Annotated in this window: 13 protein-coding genes; 3 read left to right on the top strand and 10 right to left on the bottom strand. The window is 37.7% G+C overall.

What is annotated here, in order from left to right; all coding sequences use genetic code 11:
* Positions 1 to 119: 119 nt before the first annotated feature.
* Positions 120 to 2,921 carry an excinuclease ABC subunit UvrA gene (gene uvrA / locus AC23ME_RS10180; RefSeq protein ID WP_487727646.1) on the top strand — a complete coding sequence of 934 codons (2,802 nt, stop codon included), beginning with the start codon at positions 120 to 122 and terminating at the stop codon, positions 2,919 to 2,921.
* An 83-nt stretch (positions 2,922 to 3,004) separates the two neighbouring features.
* A complete protein-coding gene (locus tag AC23ME_RS10175) occupies positions 3,005 to 3,661 on the top strand; it encodes a LysE family transporter (RefSeq protein WP_487727645.1) in 657 nt (218 codons plus the stop codon).
* 320 nt (positions 3,662 to 3,981) lie between these two features.
* On the opposite strand, the gene AC23ME_RS10170 is transcribed toward AC23ME_RS10175, so the two are convergent.
* The 10 genes from AC23ME_RS10170 to AC23ME_RS10125 all read right to left on the bottom strand — a co-directional run bounded on the left by AC23ME_RS10170 (position 3,982) and on the right by AC23ME_RS10125 (position 13,434).
* The gene (locus AC23ME_RS10170) at positions 3,982 to 4,422 is read right to left on the bottom strand and encodes a hypothetical protein (RefSeq protein ID WP_487727644.1); all 441 of its coding nucleotides are present in this window, start codon (positions 4,420 to 4,422) and stop codon (positions 3,982 to 3,984) included.
* A 55-nt stretch (positions 4,423 to 4,477) separates the two neighbouring features.
* Complete coding sequence (locus AC23ME_RS10165) at positions 4,478 to 4,870, bottom strand: group III truncated hemoglobin (protein WP_487727643.1); 393 nt, start codon at positions 4,868 to 4,870, stop codon at positions 4,478 to 4,480.
* A gap of 216 nt (positions 4,871 to 5,086) precedes the next feature.
* The gene (locus AC23ME_RS10160; protein WP_487727642.1) at positions 5,087 to 6,127 is read right to left on the bottom strand and encodes a DUF2157 domain-containing protein; all 1,041 of its coding nucleotides are present in this window, start codon (positions 6,125 to 6,127) and stop codon (positions 5,087 to 5,089) included.
* 36 nt (positions 6,128 to 6,163) lie between these two features.
* Positions 6,164 to 8,389 (bottom strand): monovalent cation:proton antiporter family protein, encoded by a 2,226-nt coding sequence (locus AC23ME_RS10155; RefSeq protein WP_487727641.1) that lies wholly within the window; start codon positions 8,387 to 8,389, stop codon positions 6,164 to 6,166.
* A 486-nt stretch (positions 8,390 to 8,875) separates the two neighbouring features.
* Positions 8,876 to 9,820 carry a bifunctional riboflavin kinase/FAD synthetase gene (locus AC23ME_RS10150; RefSeq protein ID WP_487727640.1) on the bottom strand — a complete coding sequence of 315 codons (945 nt, stop codon included), beginning with the start codon at positions 9,818 to 9,820 and terminating at the stop codon, positions 8,876 to 8,878.
* 11 nt (positions 9,821 to 9,831) lie between these two features.
* Complete coding sequence (locus AC23ME_RS10145; RefSeq protein WP_487727639.1) at positions 9,832 to 10,695, bottom strand: YitT family protein; 864 nt, start codon at positions 10,693 to 10,695, stop codon at positions 9,832 to 9,834.
* The gene (truB, locus tag AC23ME_RS10140) at positions 10,679 to 11,422 is read right to left on the bottom strand and encodes a tRNA pseudouridine(55) synthase TruB (RefSeq protein WP_487727638.1); all 744 of its coding nucleotides are present in this window, start codon (positions 11,420 to 11,422) and stop codon (positions 10,679 to 10,681) included. The genes AC23ME_RS10145 and truB overlap by 17 nt, the downstream gene beginning before the upstream one ends.
* Positions 11,423 to 11,453: 31 nt before the next feature.
* Positions 11,454 to 12,248, bottom strand: coding sequence for an undecaprenyl-diphosphate phosphatase (locus AC23ME_RS10135; RefSeq protein WP_487727637.1), 795 nt, complete (start codon positions 12,246 to 12,248; stop codon positions 11,454 to 11,456).
* A gap of 80 nt (positions 12,249 to 12,328) precedes the next feature.
* The gene (locus AC23ME_RS10130; protein WP_487727636.1) at positions 12,329 to 12,556 is read right to left on the bottom strand and encodes a DUF3098 domain-containing protein; all 228 of its coding nucleotides are present in this window, start codon (positions 12,554 to 12,556) and stop codon (positions 12,329 to 12,331) included.
* On the bottom strand, positions 12,556 to 13,434 hold the full coding sequence (locus AC23ME_RS10125) for a cell division protein FtsX (RefSeq protein WP_487727635.1): 879 nt from the start codon (positions 13,432 to 13,434) through the stop codon (positions 12,556 to 12,558). The genes AC23ME_RS10130 and AC23ME_RS10125 overlap by 1 nt, the downstream gene beginning before the upstream one ends.
* A gap of 399 nt (positions 13,435 to 13,833) precedes the next feature.
* On the opposite strand from AC23ME_RS10125, the gene leuS reads away from it, so the two are divergent.
* A complete protein-coding gene (gene leuS / locus AC23ME_RS10120; protein ID WP_487727634.1) occupies positions 13,834 to 16,614 on the top strand; it encodes a leucine--tRNA ligase in 2,781 nt (926 codons plus the stop codon).
* The last annotated feature ends 31 nt before the right edge of the window (positions 16,615 to 16,645 follow it).

The raw sequence follows: 16,645 nt of genomic DNA, 5'->3' as shown, positions 1-16,645 counted from the left end.
TGACAAATTCTGTACCAATAGAATTAAAGGTTTTAAGTTAGTTAATGATATCATCAGACTTTGAAGACATAACTTTTCAAATTATAACTTATCTTTGTAAATTATTCGAGAGGTAATCAATGAGCAAGGAATTAGAGAAAGATCCGCATCAACATATCATCATTAAAGGCGCTAGGGTACACAACCTTAAAAACGTTGATGTAGCTATTCCAAAGAACAAATTTGTGGTTATTACGGGCATGTCTGGTTCAGGGAAATCATCACTAGCTTTTGATACGCTATATGCCGAAGGGCAGCGAAGATACGTAGAGAGCTTATCGGCCTACGCCCGCCAGTTTATGGGGCGCATGAACAAGCCGGATGTAGATTATATCAAAGGAATTGCTCCAGCTATCGCTATCGAGCAGAAAGTAATTACCTCAAACCCTCGTTCTACGGTTGGTACCTCTACAGAAATTTACGATTATTTAAAATTACTCTATTCGCGTATCGGTAGAACTTATTCCCCAATTTCGGGCGAGCAAGTGAAAAAAGATACTGTAAGTACTGTGGTAGATTTTGTTGCGGCATTGGCAGATGATGAAGTGGTTACTATTTTCAGTCCATTGCACCCTCAAAATAATAGAACGCTAAAAGAAGAACTAGCTATTTTACTGCAAAAAGGCTTTTTACGTGTTTCTTATTTAGGAGAAGTACGTAAGATCGAAGCTATTTTAGAAGACGATACCGTTAAGGATAAAGAGCTGACAGAAGCAGACCAGGTTTTCATTTTAATTGACCGTGTTGTGGTGGCAAAAGACGATGAAACCATTAGTCGCATCGCAGATTCTGCACAAACTGCTTTCTTTGAAGGTAAAGGCGATTGCTATATTGAAAATGACGGGAAACGCACTTTCTTCTGCGATAGATTTGAGTTAGACGATTTAAAATTCGAAGAACCTACACCAAATTTCTTCAGTTTCAATAATCCTTATGGTGCTTGTAAACGTTGTGAAGGTTATGGAAATGTAATTGGTATCGACGAAGATTTGGTAGTTCCGGATAAAAGTAAAAGTGTTTACGATAGTGCCATTGCACCTTGGCGTGGCGAAAAAATGGGCGATTGGCTAAAAGCTTTCATCAAAAATGCAGACAAGTTCGATTTCCCAATTCACAGACCTTTCAGCGACTTAACCGAGAAGCAACAGCAATTACTTTGGACAGGTAATAAATATTTCAGAGGCCTGGATGATTTCTTTAAGGAACTGGAAGAGCAAACCTACAAAATTCAATACAGGGTAATGTTGTCGCGTTACCGCGGAAAAACAACTTGCCCAGATTGTAAAGGAACTCGTTTACGTAAAGATGCTTCTTACGTTAAAGTTGGGGGTAAATCAATCTTAGAATTGGTTTTAATGCCACTTTCTACCATTTTGCCATTCTTCGAAGGTTTAGAATTAACTTCAAACGAGCAGAAAATTTCTAAGCGTTTATTGGCAGAAATCAGCAGCCGTATTTTATATCTCAATAATGTTGGTCTGGGTTATTTAACCTTAAACCGTTTATCAAACACCTTATCTGGTGGCGAAAGTCAGCGTATAAACTTGGCAACCTCGCTAGGCAGTAGCTTGGTAGGGTCTGTTTACGTGTTAGATGAGCCAAGTATCGGTTTGCACCCTCGAGATACGCACCGTTTAATTGGTGTGCTGGAGTCGTTAAGAAACGTTGGAAACACCGTTTTGGTGGTAGAGCACGAAGAAGAAATGATGAAAGCTGCCGACCATTTAATTGACATAGGCCCTGAAGCGGGTACACAAGGTGGGAATTTAGTTTTCAGCGGTACTTACAATCAAATCATTAAAGACAAAAAATCACTTACAGGAAGATATTTAGCAGGACTGGATAGTATAGAAATCCCTAAAAAACGCAGAAACTGGAAGGACCATATTTTAATTAAAGGAGCTAGAGAAAATAACCTGAAGAACGTGGATGTTAAATTCCCTCTGGGTATTTTTACTTGCGTAACGGGTGTTTCGGGTTCTGGAAAAACGAGCTTAATCAAACGAATTTTATATCCTGCTTTGCAGAAGGCTATTGGTAATTATGCTGGCGAACAAACGGGTTCTTACGATGGTATTTTTGGAAACATCGACTTGGTACAACAGGTAGAAATGGTAGACCAAAACCCAATCGGAAGGTCGTCACGTTCTAATCCTGTAACTTATGTAAAAGCTTGGGACGATGTAAGAGCATTATTCTCTGGTTTGCCAGCAGCAAAAGCAGCAGGTTTAAAGCCAGCAGCATTCTCATTTAACGTAGAGGGTGGTCGTTGCGATGTTTGTCAGGGCGAAGGCGAAGTGAAAATAGAAATGCAATTTATGGCCGATATTTATTTACCATGCGAAGCTTGCGGAGGAAAACGCTTTAAACAACAGGTGTTAGATGTTACTTATCAGGATAAAAACGTATCTGATATTTTAGATATGACCATTGACCAAGCTGTTGAGTTTTTTGCGAAAGAAACTAAAATAATGGCTAAGCTGCAACCATTGGTTGATGTTGGTTTGGGGTATGTTCACTTGGGGCAATCTTCAAATACCTTATCGGGTGGCGAGGCGCAGCGTATCAAATTAGCATCGTTTTTAATTAAGGGAAACAATGCACAAAAGGCGGTTTTCATTTTCGATGAACCAACTACAGGTTTGCATTTCCACGACATCAAAAAATTATTGAAAGCACTAAATACTTTGATAGAACAAGGTAGCACGGTAATTGTTATAGAGCATAATATGGACATGATTAAGTGTGCAGATTGGGTAATAGACATTGGTCCAGAAGGGGGAGATAAAGGTGGAAACGTAGTTTTTGAGGGTAAACCAGAAGATTTGTTGAAGGTAGAAAACTCTTACACCGGCCAATTTTTAAAAGCACATTTGGCTTAAATTTGAGAGGTGAGATCAACAATAAAACCTTACAATTACTAAAACCAAACAATGAAAAAAATTAACAATATATCAATCTATTAATGCTCGTAATCACATTCCTAATTGGCGTTGCGCTTAACGCGATGGGATACATCCCACCGGGAAATATTAATCTCACTTTGGCACAGCTTACCATTAATAGGGGCATGCGCCAAGCTTGGGGATTTATACTTGCCTTTTCAATTGTTGAGGTGTTTTTTACCTTCGGCATGATGCGTTTTGCCCGTTGGATTTCTAGCGATGTAGATATCGATACGATTAAGGTTGGTAATTTCCAGTTAAGCTTTTTGGTAGATGTTTTCATGATCATTCTTTTGATAGTAATGGGAACTTTAGCCTGGAAAAATCGTGATCAGGTTCATCAACCTAAAGCAGCCGAAGATAGCAGGAAAGGAAGTGTACTATACGGCGTTATTTTAGGGGTTTTAAACCCTGTACAGATACCATTTTGGCTATTTTTTGGTAATTATGTTATCTTACACGAATGGATCACCACCAGCTATCCGTCCTTGATTATATTTAGTTTAGGTTCTGGCGTTGGTTCTACATTAGCACTGTTCGGTTATGCGCATTTTGCCAAATTTATTCAAGAAAAATTCACGCTCAGCAGCCGATTGATTAATAAATGTATTGCGATATTTCTTTATTGCTTGGCACTTTATTTAGTCATTAAGCAAATAGTTATTCATTTTGGGTAGTAATTTTATTTGAAAAGGTGCTACACTTTTTCATCGGAAATTTCAGCCCTGCTGTTCGCTACTATCTTTTTGTTAACTCATTCCGTCATTTCGACTGAAGGGAGAAATCTTATGGTTAACTCTTCTATTAAACAGATTTCTCACTGCGTTCGAAATGACGCATCAAAAAATATATCCGCTTCCATCAGGTTTAATCTACAAAGGTTGTTACTGTCACTTTGCGGTCTTTGCGAAACCCTTCTCTTTCTTCGCGGTTTGTATCTTAACCGCAAAGTAATGCTGAGTATTCGCTAAATGACGCAAAGAAGATGTTCGTTAGCTTACACCTTCTCCAACTTAAACAACTGCGTTCCGAAAATAAAAAGGGAAATAATCTTAATTCCTTCAGCAATTACATAGTATAAGTGAAGGTACGAATGCGCAACAGGTTTATCTTGAATGTAAAGTTCTGCTCTAGCATCTAAAGCTGGTAGCAGCCAAACGGTTTGTAAAATCAATACTATAACCACCAAAATATAGAAAGGGCTAATGCTAATCTTTTTTACAACCCTAATGTTGCTAATCAAAATTGCTACTGCAAATACCCATTCCACTTTGTTTAATGCCGCAAATACTAATCGGCCTATGCCTAAACCAATAGGTAACGTAACACCTGGAGCTCTAAACTTTAACCAAGCTTCTAAAAAACTAATGGCACACACAAAACCTATCCAAGTAAAGGAGCAAATAAGTGCAATGGGCTGTTCTACTTTAGACTTCATTTTAGTAGCAAGTATTTAGTATCTAGTATCAAGAAAAGAAAAAACAATGGATAACTTAAAGCAGCGGTTTCGCATCGTTGTTACGGTAATACTCAATTTTATACATAAACATTTCTGCCATTTTGTAGCCTCTCCATTTAGCTTCGCTGGCTTTTTCTCCAGCAAAAAACTCATCTAAAGTGCCGTTCCATATTTGCAGCCAAGTATCAAAATGTAAAGCTTCTACAGGTAATTTGGCATGCGGAGGGAACGGACTTCCTGTATAAGTATGAACTTCCAAAAGTACAGTTTGCCAAAAGCGATACATCTTTTCTAAGTGTTCCGCCCATCTATCGCCAATTCTTTCATTAAAAATTGGACCCAATAATTCGTTCTCCCTTACTCGCGAATAGAAAGTGTTTACCAATAATTGAATATCTTCTATTGTGCTGATATCTGCCAATGCCATTTACTGAAGTTTAATGCTCAAAGATACGGCTTATTGCGCTTTTGTTTTTATGACGGAGGTCATGTTATTTGTTAATGATAATCATGAAAATGACCAATACCCAAGCACCAATGATTTGAGAAATAAACAAGTACCAATAATCAATTAAATAGCGGCGCTGCAACTATAAAACCATTAACCATCAACAATTAATCATTAACAATGACCCCTCAATCATTATTTACTTATAAATTCTCCACTCCAAATTTTTTCTGCTTTGCGACCAATGAGTACAAACGAAACACCGAGTATCATAAAGAAAACCGCTTTGTGCCAGCTATCCCAGAAATATTCGAAATAGCGGGTGTATAGGTTGATGAACAGGAAAATAATCCCAAATTCCCTAAGCATGGCATCATTACGTTTTAGCCCGATAATAATTGCCAGCACGCATATTACGGCTGAAATAATTGCCCAGTAAAAGAGTGTAATTTGTTTGATGATATACCATTCTTCCAAAGTGCCATAATTGCCAAATATAGAAAGGAGTAACAATGAGGTGAATAAGTATAGTAAACCGGCGAAGTAGGTAATATCGAAGAAATAAGCTAATTGTTTACTTCTCCTTAAAAGTAAAGATGATGCCGTTAATAGTAAGCCAAAGAAAACGAAACGCAAAGGATAATTAAGCCCCAAGAAATACCAATTCCATTTAGAAAGGTAGCCAGTTTCTGTGCCAAACCAGGCGCCCAGAGCCAGTAGTGCAAAGGCCCAAATCAATCTTGATTTGAAGAGGTAAGCTAATGTCAAATAAATGATGACCGAGAAGAAAATCAATAATGAGAAATGGTTGCTGCCATTGTCGATAGCTTTCCCTAAATAGGCAATAGCATTTGCAGTTAGCATCACTCCTGAAAAGATAATTGCCTCGTTGCTAAATACACTCTGCGGGTTTTTCCTTTTTCTTCTAACACCTAAAATATAGCATCCAGCTGCGGCTAATGCAGAAACTATACTGATGACAATGTTAGGTGTGTTGTAGAGGTTTTTAAGGTAATCCAATAGCGATTTATCAACCAGTAACGCACTTAAGGCAATTACTCCGCAAGCCATTGCAATCCAGAAGGAGTATTGAGCCAAACGTCGCCAATCGAAAATTTTTGGTTGATAACTTTCTTTCAATCTATTGATGTCGGTATCTGTCAACAACCTTTCCGATTGCCAATAGTCTAGCATTTCATCCAAAAACTCACTTTTATCCTGGTCTATTTTTTTCATCAAATGTTATTTGACAATAAATATAGTCTTCTCTATCTATTTCAACAATTCTGGAATACGTTTGTTATTTCCAACTATCCAAACGATATCTTCATTCTCAAAAACCAAATTAGAATCAGGATTTAAAATACGCTGACCATCCCTCTCGATACCAACAACCAGGCCTTGCGTTTTTTCCCTAATGCCGCTATCTCTAATGGTTTGCCCAAAAACGGGCGATTTGCTATTGATCACTATCTTCTGTAATGACATATCCTGTTTAGGGAATGTTGTATCTTCATCAATTTCTGTATGATCGCCTTCAAAAAGATGTTTTACACTCGCTAACTGGTCATCTGTCCCAATTACTAATACTTTGTCGTTTGGATACAAGCGCTCATCACGTTTCGGTGTAGGTATCATGATTTTACCACGTTCAATCATGGCGATGTTAATTCCGTACTTTTCCCTTACCGCTAAATCTACCAATGTTTTTCCTACTAATTTAGACTCTGGAGCTACCGTAAGTTCTAACAAGTGAGTATCCCAAGGTAAAATTTCTGGCTGTTTTTTAGCGGTCTCTCTAGCGTTAAGGTTGTAGAAAAACCTGTTCTCCATACGCTCGTAAAAGCTTTGCAGTTTGCGGGAAAATACCACCATTACTGCGACGATTAATCCAAGGGCAATGCTCGCAGCAACCCAAGTATCAAAGAACTCGTACATTAAAAAACCTACAAAAAAGATACCCAGTGCAATCCTAAAAACTTCGATAGCAATTAAAGGTCCGCGGGTATATTTTTTATTTAACCAAAGGTGCGAGTAGGCAACCTTTTGTATTCTCTTGATAGAAAGTGCCCATAAAAAAGGCGACATAATGATGAAAGATACAATTACGCTGATGATTACACCGTTGCTACCATTGGTGATGTTTTTAACGACAAACGGATGTAAATATCTAGAGGCTAATACTACAATTGCAATGATAATTACCGAGTGAATAATGGTGTTGAAAATGTAAGCCCTTAACAGTACTTTCCAGTCGCTCAAGGTAGTTATACCTTCGGTACTGCTACTATATCTACTGATAGCGTCTAACCATTTTTGAGGTAAGATCTTTGCTAAAAAGCCGTAAAAATTCTCTGAATATTTAATAAGATATGGCGTAGTAAAAGTTGTAATTGCTGATACTGCTACGGTAATAGGATAAAGAAATTCGCTGGTAACTTTTAAGCTTAAGCCCAAAGTGGCAATGATGAAAGAGAACTCACCGATTTGCGTTAAACTTAATCCGGTTTGTACCGAAGTTTTTAGTGGTTGGCCCGAAAGCAATGCACCACCACCAGTTGTAATTAATTTACCTACAATAGTGATACCAGTGATGATCAAAATTGGTTTCCAGTAAGCAATCAAAATACTTGGATCAATCAACATCCCTACAGATACAAAGAAAATTGCTCCAAATAAATCTTTTACGGATTTGGTGAGGTGCTCAATTTTCTCCGCTTGTGTGGTTTCTGCCAGAATAGATCCCATGATAAATGCACCTAGGGCAGGAGAGAAGCCTACCTTCACCGCTAAAATCACCATCACTAAACACAATGCTAACGACACAACTAAGAGCATTTCGTCGTTCATCAATTTCTTGGTAAGTTTTAGGAAAGTTGGGATGATGAAAATTCCACCTAGAAACCAGAGGATAAGGAAAAAACTTAGTTTAAGGATAGAAATTAGCATGTCTGCTCCTGCAAACTGCTGGCTAACCGCAACGGTAGTTAGCAATACCATAATTAAGATGGCCGCTAAATCTTCTACAATAAGGGCTCCAAAAACAAGATTTGCAAACTTTTTGTGCTTTACACCCAGTTCATCAAATGCTCTAATGATAATAGTTGTAGAGGAAACGGAAAGAACGGCGCCCAAGAAAATGGCATCCATGGTTTTCCAGCCCATTAGCTTACCAGCAAAGTAGCCAATTAAACACATTCCAATAATTTCTACTAAGGCAGTTATAGAGGAGGAACCACCAACTTTGACCAGCTTTTTGAAACTAAATTCGAGCCCTAAACTGAAAAGCAAGAAAATTACCCCAATTTCTGCCCAAATAGTAATATTGGCATTATCTGAAACAGTAGGGATAAATTTGAAATGTGGACCAACCAAAAGTCCAGCAATGATGTAGCCTAAAACTAGTGGTTGTTTAATTTTTTTGAATATAATAGTGGTAATACCACCAGCGGCAAGTATCAGTCCTAAATCTGCAATTAGTACAGGTAAGTGTGTCATTTAGCTAAAAAAATGTTATTGGGTTGTTTAAATTTTGATCATCAGAATGAAAACAATGTCACCAAAAGGCATGCTTGGAATATAAATAGCTGAAAATATATTGATAACTAGATTTTTCAAAAATAGACCATCCTATGGTTTGACTAACCACTGGTAGAGCAGGCTTAGTTTTAATGCTTAATGGTAAATCTGGTAGAATGCTTTGAGAAAAAAGCATTCTAACTTTTGTGAAATTAAGCTTGATTTTGTTGTAGATTGAAGCTTTTTTGCTTTTGCCACTGTTGATGCTGCCACAGATACTAGTTCGCAAATCTTTTTGTGCATACACAGGTGTTTCGCTAGCAGATAACGAAGAATAACATAACGTTAACCAGACACAAAACAGCAGCACATACTTCATAGCCCACAAATTACAAAAAAATGTTGGTTTTTTGAAGCGTTGGAATAAACTAAGCGGCTTCTGGTAACGAAAAAGACAATAAAATGTTATTTTCCTTCAAAAAAAGATAATGTGTCTTCTTTGTCTTTTTGGAGCTGTAGCTTTAAAGTGTCTAATCCGGTGAACTTTACGTCGTGCCTTAAAAAAGCTAAGAAATTCATCTTGATGTTCTGCCCATAAATTTCTCGGTCAAAATCAAAAATATTCACTTCGATATTTCTGGTCATACCGTTAATTGTTGGCCGCTGACCAATGTAGGCCATGCCCCTATAGGATTCCGGGTTTTGCTCTTCGCCCATTTCTACAGTCACCGCATAAATTCCATCTCCTGGAATAAGCTTGTAGGTTTCTGCCACGAAAATATTTGCTGTCGGAAAGCCAATGGTTCTGCCAATTTTGTCACCCTTAATTACGGGGCCGTAAATAGAAAATGCGTAGCCTAAATATTCATTTGCCAATGCAATATCGTCTTCAAGCAATGCTTTTCTGATTTTAGTAGAACTTACCGCAACATCGTTAATGTCTTGTTCAGGAATTTCTTCAACACTATATCCAAAAGCTTCTGCATTTTCTGCTAACGTCTGAATATTTCCTAATCTATCTTTACCAAATCGGTGATCGTAACCAATGATAATCTTCTTAGTTCCAATGGTATCTATCAAAATGTTTTTGATATAATCGCTAGCACTTAAGTTCGAGAAATCTCTGGTAAAAGGGGTGATAATTAAGTGGTCTACGCCTAAGCTAGCTAATATTTTCGCTTTTTCATCAATGGTATTAATCATCTTCAACTCCTGATTTTCAGGATCGATAATCATCCTCGGGTGCGGAAAAAAAGTAAGTAAGACACTTTCTCCACCTGATGACTTTGCTAATTCGCACAACCTTTTGATAATTTTTTGATGTCCAAAATGTACACCATCAAACGTGCCGATGGTGACTACAGCATTAGCTAATTTCTTAAACTCCGAAAGTTGAGTGTATATTTTCAAAACAATTAATCTTAATGGAAAGCCTGGCGTTTAACCACGCCGCCTTTTAAATCTGCAATTTGTTGTTGTACTACAAACGCATTTGGGTCAATTTCGTTTATTTTATCTTGCAGTTTGCCCAATTCTAACTTAGTAACTACGGTATAAATAATGTCGATGTCTTTCTTTTCCAAATATCCACCTTCGCCTTTGTAGATGGTTACACCACGTTTCATTTCGTTAATGATATAGGCTTTAATGTTGTCATTTTCTTCCGAAATTATAGTAACACCAGTATAAGCTTCCAATCGGTTTACAATAAAATCGATGGTGTTGGTGGCAGATAAATAAGTTAGGATGGCATACAGTGCAGTATCAATATTGATGAAATAGGCTGCAAAGAGAAAGATCACAATGTTGAGGATGAAAATGATATTTCCTACAGTAAGTTGACTGTTTCTACTGATGTACAAAGCCAGAACTTCTGTTCCATCAATTACACAGCCGCCACGCATTGCTAAACCAATACCACCTCCTAAAAAGAAACCGCCAAAAAAAGCGACTAGAACTTTTTCGTGGGTAATGGGTTGAAATGGAATAAAAATTAAGCCTAAAGAAAGTGCTGCGATGGCAATGGATGTTTTAAGTGCGAAAGTTTTCCCTATTTGTTTATATCCCAAAATAATAAATGGAATATTAATAATAACGATAAGATAGGATAGGTTCCATTTGGTTAATGTGCTTATCAGTAAGGAAATACCGGTTACTCCGCCATCGATAAAATCTTCTGGCATTAAAAAGCTTTTCAACCCAAAACACGCTGAAATTACGCCAAGGCACATGAAAAGAATTTCCCTAGCCATGCGTTTGCTATCGGTTTTATTGAGCTTTTGCATCAGTTAATGAATTTGCTTTTGTTTCTTCTCTTTTTTCACGAAGATAAGCAATCAAATCTGGGAGCTCATAAGCTCTGCTCAATAAAAAATTACCGCTTCTCGTACGTGTAAGTTTGGACATATAAGCGCCGTTGTTCAATTCTTTTCCAAAATCAGAAACTAGCGAACGAATGTAAGTGCCTTTGCTGCAAACTACTCTGAAATCAACCTCTGGCAATGCAATTCGGGTAATTTCAAATTCATTAACGGTTACGAAACGCTTTTTTAACTCCACTTCTTCGCCCAAACGAGCTTTTACGTACAAGCGTTCGCCATTTACTTTTACTGCAGAATGTGCTGGCGGATATTGTGAAATGTCGCCTTTAAATTGTTCGGTAGCTGCGTAAATTTGTTCTTCGGTAATGGCTGAAAAATCAAAAGTGGCATCCACTTCGGTTTCCATATCGTAAGATGGGGTAGTGGCTCCTAAAACCAGTGTTCCGGTGTATTCTTTTTCTTCCGCTTGGAAAGTATCGATTTTCTTAGTGAGTTTTCCTGTACAGATAATCAACAAACCTGTTGCCAGCGGGTCTAAAGTACCAGCGTGGCCAACCTTTAACTTATGTGGTTTCAGTGAATTGCGGATTTTCCCCACAACGTCAAAAGAAGTCCATTGGTAAGGTTTGTTAATCAGCAGGAGTTCGCCTTCTGCAAAATTAAAGTCTGGAAATGTGGTGTTTTCTTGCAACTGAATTTAATTAGGCCGCAAATTTACGAATTTAAATGATGGATAGTTCGTGACCCGAAAGTAATAAGACCAGAATAATCAATCCGACAACGATACGATACCATCCAAAAGCTTTAAAACCATGTTTAGTAAGGATATTAATGAAGGTTTTGATGGCAATAATAGCCACGATAAAACCAACGATGTTACCAATAACTAAAAGGTTAATTTCTTGGCTTGAAAACGTATGACCTTCTTTCATGAACTTGTATAATTTCACAACAGAAGCTCCCAACATCATAGGAATAGCTAAAAAGAAAGAAAATTCAGCAGCTGCTTTACGGGTAAGGTTTTGCGTCATTCCGCCAACAATAGTACTCGCAGAACGAGAAGTGCCAGGAATTAAGGCTAAACATTGGTAAAGTCCGATGATGAAAGATTGTTTGTAACTAATGTCGTCTGAGTTTTCGATTCTCGGTTTGTTGAACCATTTATCGACAAAAAGAAGGATAACACCGCCAACAACTAACATTACAGCAACCATTAATGGGCTTTCCAACAGCGAGTCTATAAAATCGTTAAGTACCAAGCCTAAAATTGAAGCTGGTATAGCAGCTACAACCAATTTATAGTAGAAGTTTAACGATTTAAAGAAGCGTTTAAAATACAAAACCAGCACAGATAAGATGGTGCCAAGTTGGATAACAATAGTGAAAAGCTTAACGAAAGGAGTTGGTTCCATGTTCATCAAGGCCGTTCCTATAATCATGTGGCCAGTAGAAGAAACGGGCAAAAACTCAGTTAATCCTTCAATAATAGCAAGGATAATTGCTTGTAGATAATTCATTATGGGATTTTACGATGTTAGTCCCGATAAATATCGGGATACGATTTCTAGGATAATCGCCTAGTTTTCGTTTTAAATCTCTATTTCTTTAAAATGGCGTAAATACCAAATCCGAAACCAAAAAGCACAGTCATAGGAGCGATAAGCGTTCTTCTAGTGTCGTAAATGTCACCATCTGCACCCATCATCAGTATAAAACCAACTACAACGATAGCTATGCTGATGATTAACAATTGATAGTTTTTCTTAGTGAAAACCAATTCTTCTGTTTGTTTCTGCGTTGCAGAAGTTGTTTTTTTATCTGACATTATCTGTAAAGGTCGTAAATTTTTAAACGTAAATATTTGCTCACTGCAAACCAAGTGCTAATTGCAGTAATGAAAATACCAATTGCCACCATGCTAATAAATACTAAACCAAACTCGGTAAAGTTTCTTAGGATAACGATTTCTGGTAGCTCTTGTTGAGCGTAGTATAATAATCCTAAAAGGATGATAATTGCTATAAACGATGCAATAATGCCGTGTAAAGCCGCAACTAAAATAAATGGCTGGCGAATGAAATTTTTGGTAGCACCAACTAACTGCATACTCTTAATTAAGAAACGCTGAGAGAATATTGCTAAACGAATGGTGTTGTTAATCAACGCGATAGCAATAACTAACAGGATGGCTGCAAAACCTAATACAATTAAGCTAATGGTATTGATATTCTTGTTCACCATATCAATCAGCGAGCTTTGATACACCACTTCTTTTACAATCGGATTTTTCTCAATGCTCTTTCTCAATGCATCAATGTTTTGGTTATTGGCATAGTCTGCCTTCATGTAAACATCGATAGTAGAAAGTAGTGGGTTATAACCTAAGAAATTTACGAAATCTTCACCTAAATCTTTGGTCAAGTTGTGTTGAGCAACTTCTTTATTTACGTATTGCGTTTGTTTAACCGCAACATTATTGTCTAAACTCTTTTTAAAAGCAAGTACTTCGGTTTCCTTTGCACCTTCATCAACTATAATGTTAAGTACGATATTTTCTTTAACGTAGTTAGATAAGTTCTTGGCGTGCACTAAAATTAAACCAAGCATACCCAACATCAACAACACCAACGCAATACTAAAAATAGTAGATACGTATACGGTTTTGGTCTTTTTAGCAGCCTGACTTACTTCGAATTCTTCCATGTGTACTTAATTGTTTCTGCGAAAATAAGGAAAGATAACTTAAATCTTAAATTAATGATGGCTTAATTGTGTTTGCTAATAGGTAAAGTTGTGGAAATGATGGCGAAGTTAGATGGAGTTTAACATTCTTTAACGGTTGTTTGTCCGTAAAGGTAGGAGTGTTACTCATTGCATCCTTGATTATTAGTGCTTGGATATTGGTTATTTACTTCCCCGCAGATTTCCGCTGATGTTTCCGCAGATTTAAGAAGATTTTGCAGCGGCGATATATTACATATTTGATTATTGGTGCTTGAATATTGGTTATTTAATCATTCACTCATTTAGTCATTCAAAATTCACTCATTCAAATCTGTTATTTTCCTTACCTTTGCACGTTATTTAGAAAACAGCATATCAATGGATTATCAATTTGCAGCCATAGAGCAAAAGTGGCAGAAATACTGGGCAGAAAATCAATCGTTTAAAGCCGAAGCCAATTCAGACAAGCCGAAATACTATGTTTTAGACATGTTTCCGTATCCTTCGGGTGCAGGTTTGCACGTTGGTCATCCACTAGGTTATATAGCTTCAGATATTTTTTCGAGATACAAACGTTTAAAAGGTTTCAATGTATTGCATCCAATGGGTTACGACTCGTTCGGTTTGCCAGCAGAGCAATATGCTATCCAAACTGGTCAACATCCGGCAGTAACTACAGAAACTAATATTGCAACTTACCGTCGTCAGTTAGACCAAATTGGTTTTTCTTTCGATTGGAGCCGTGAAGTTCGTACCAGCGACCCAGCTTATTACAAATGGACGCAGTGGATTTTCATGCAATTGTTCAATTCTTGGTACAACCTAGAAACGGATAAAGCAGAGCCGATATCCACCCTAATTCATAAATTTAATGAAGCGGGCAGCACCGATATAAAGGCTGCTTGCGATGAAGATACTAGAAACTTCTTGCCTACAGATTGGGCTACTTTTTCGGAAGAAGAAAAACAAGTAGAGCTATTAAAATATCGTTTAACTTATTTGAAAGAAAGTACAGTGAACTGGTGCCCAGCTTTGGGTACAGTGTTAGCTAACGATGAAGTTAAAGATGGTTTTTCTGAGCGTGGTGGTTTCCCTGTAGAGCAAAAGAAAATGATGCAGTGGAGCATGAGAATTACTGCTTATGCCGACAGACTTTTGCAAGGTTTAGATACTATCGATTGGCCAGAGCCGATGAAAGAAATGCAACGCAACTGGATTGGCAAGAGCGTTGGGGCATCGGTGAAGTTCAAAGTAGAAAATAGCGATAAACAAATTGAAGTTTTCACCACACGTGTGGATACGATTTTTGGTGTTTCTTATTTGGTGTTAGCGCCAGAGCACGAGTGGGTAGCAGAATTGACTATGTCAGCACAAAAAGCTGATATCGAAAATTATATCTTGCAAACTAAAAAGAAATCGGAATTGGACCGCATGGCGGATGCTAAAACCGTTTCTGGTGCGTTCACGGGTACTTATGTGGTTAATCCGGTGAGTGGCGAGCGTGTACAATTGTGGATTGCCGATTACGTATTGGCGGGTTATGGAACAGGTGCGGTAATGGGCGTTCCAAGTGGCGATCAACGCGATTGGTTGTTTGCAACGCATTTCAATTTGCCGATTATCCAAATTTTGGATGCGCAAAAAGACATAGACCAACAAGCTGATGCTACCAAAGAAGGTAAGTATGTTAACTCTGGTTTCATCAACGGGATGGAATACAAAGAGGCAGTTGCTTTCTTAAATCAATGGTTAGAAGACCAAGGTGTAGGAAAAGCGAAAGTCAATTTCCGACAACGTGATGCTATTTTTGGTCGCCAACGTTATTGGGGCGAGCCAATTCCGGTATATTTTAAAGATGGTTTGCCTTATTTATTGAAAGAAGAGGAGTTACCATTGGTATTGCCAGAAATTGATAAATATTTGCCAACTGAAACTGGCGAACCACCACTAGGCAGAGCCGAAGGTTGGAAATACGAAGACAGATACGAGTACGAGTTATCTACTATGCCAGGTTGGGCAGGAAGTAGTTGGTACTGGTACCGTTACATGGATGCAAAAAATGATAATGCATTTGCATCAAAAGAAGCAGTAGAGTACTGGAAAGATGTGGATTTGTATATCGGTGGTTCTGAGCATGCCACAGGTCACTTATTGTATAGCCGTTTCTGGAACAAGTTTTTGAAGGATTTAGGTTTTGTGCAAGAGGAAGAACCTTTCAAGAAGTTGATTAACCAAGGGATGATACAAGGTAGAAGTAACTTTGTTTATCGTGTGGTTGATGAAGAGGGGCGTGGTACCAACACTTTGGTATCTGCTGGATTAAGAAAAGATTACAAAACCATCGCTCTACATGTGGATGTAAACATTGTAGAGAATGATGTTTTAGATATTGAGAAATTTAAAGCTTGGAGAGATGAATTTGCAAATGCTGAATTTATCTTAGAAAACGGCAAATACGTTTGTGGTGTAGAGGTTGAAAAGATGTCAAAATCTAAGTTCAACGTAGTTAACCCAGATGTGTTAATTGCACAATACGGAGCAGATACGTTGCGTATGTACGAAATGTTCTTAGGGCCATTAGAGCAAAGCAAACCTTGGAACACCAACGGTATTGAAGGTGTATTCAAGTTCTTGCGTAAGTTCTGGCGTTTGTTCCACAACGAAGCTTGGGAGTTTACTGTAAGTGATGCAGAGCCAACCAAAGCGGAGTTAAAAGCATTGCACAAAATCATTAAGAAAGTACAAGATGATATCGAAAGATTTTCATTCAATACTTCGGTTTCTAGCTTTATGATTGCGGTTAACGAACTGACTGATTTGAAATGTAACAAACGAGCAATTCTGCAAGACTTAGTAGTCGTGTTAGCTGCTTACGCACCACACATCTGCGAAGAATTGTGGTCGTTGTTAGGTAACAAAGATCTAACTACAGCTCAATTCCCAGTTTTCAACCCTAATTATTTGGTAGAAGATGAGTTCGCTTATCCAATTTCTATCAACGGTAAAATGAAGATGAACTTGAATCTAAGCTTAACTTTAGAAGCGAAAGAAGCGGAAGAAGCAGTTTTAGCTAACGAACAAGTCCAAGGATTTTTGAATGGTGCTGCGCCAAAGAAAATCATCTTTGTAAAAGGAAAGATTGTGAATATTGTAGTTTAAACAACTTCATAAGTCTCAAACTAAAAATCCC

The organism is Pedobacter sp. T50_32 (assembly GCF_057652195.1).
This window is presented reverse-complemented; position numbering and strand designations above follow the sequence as displayed.

Coding starts and splice junctions, on each gene's coding strand:
- uvrA (WP_487727646.1), top strand. CDS start 120: ATGAGCAAGGAATTAGAGAAAGATCCGCATCAACATATCATCATTAAA.
- AC23ME_RS10175 (WP_487727645.1), top strand. CDS start 3,005: ATGCTCGTAATCACATTCCTAATTGGCGTTGCGCTTAACGCGATGGGA.
- AC23ME_RS10170 (WP_487727644.1), bottom strand. CDS start 4,422: ATGAAGTCTAAAGTAGAACAGCCCATTGCACTTATTTGCTCCTTTACT.
- AC23ME_RS10165 (WP_487727643.1), bottom strand. CDS start 4,870: ATGGCATTGGCAGATATCAGCACAATAGAAGATATTCAATTATTGGTA.
- AC23ME_RS10160 (WP_487727642.1), bottom strand. CDS start 6,127: ATGAAAAAAATAGACCAGGATAAAAGTGAGTTTTTGGATGAAATGCTA.
- AC23ME_RS10155 (WP_487727641.1), bottom strand. CDS start 8,389: ATGACACACTTACCTGTACTAATTGCAGATTTAGGACTGATACTTGCC.
- AC23ME_RS10145 (WP_487727639.1), bottom strand. CDS start 10,695: ATGCAAAAGCTCAATAAAACCGATAGCAAACGCATGGCTAGGGAAATT.
- AC23ME_RS10135 (WP_487727637.1), bottom strand. CDS start 12,248: ATGAATTATCTACAAGCAATTATCCTTGCTATTATTGAAGGATTAACT.
- AC23ME_RS10130 (WP_487727636.1), bottom strand. CDS start 12,556: ATGTCAGATAAAAAAACAACTTCTGCAACGCAGAAACAAACAGAAGAA.
- AC23ME_RS10125 (WP_487727635.1), bottom strand. CDS start 13,434: ATGGAAGAATTCGAAGTAAGTCAGGCTGCTAAAAAGACCAAAACCGTA.
- leuS (WP_487727634.1), top strand. CDS start 13,834: ATGGATTATCAATTTGCAGCCATAGAGCAAAAGTGGCAGAAATACTGG.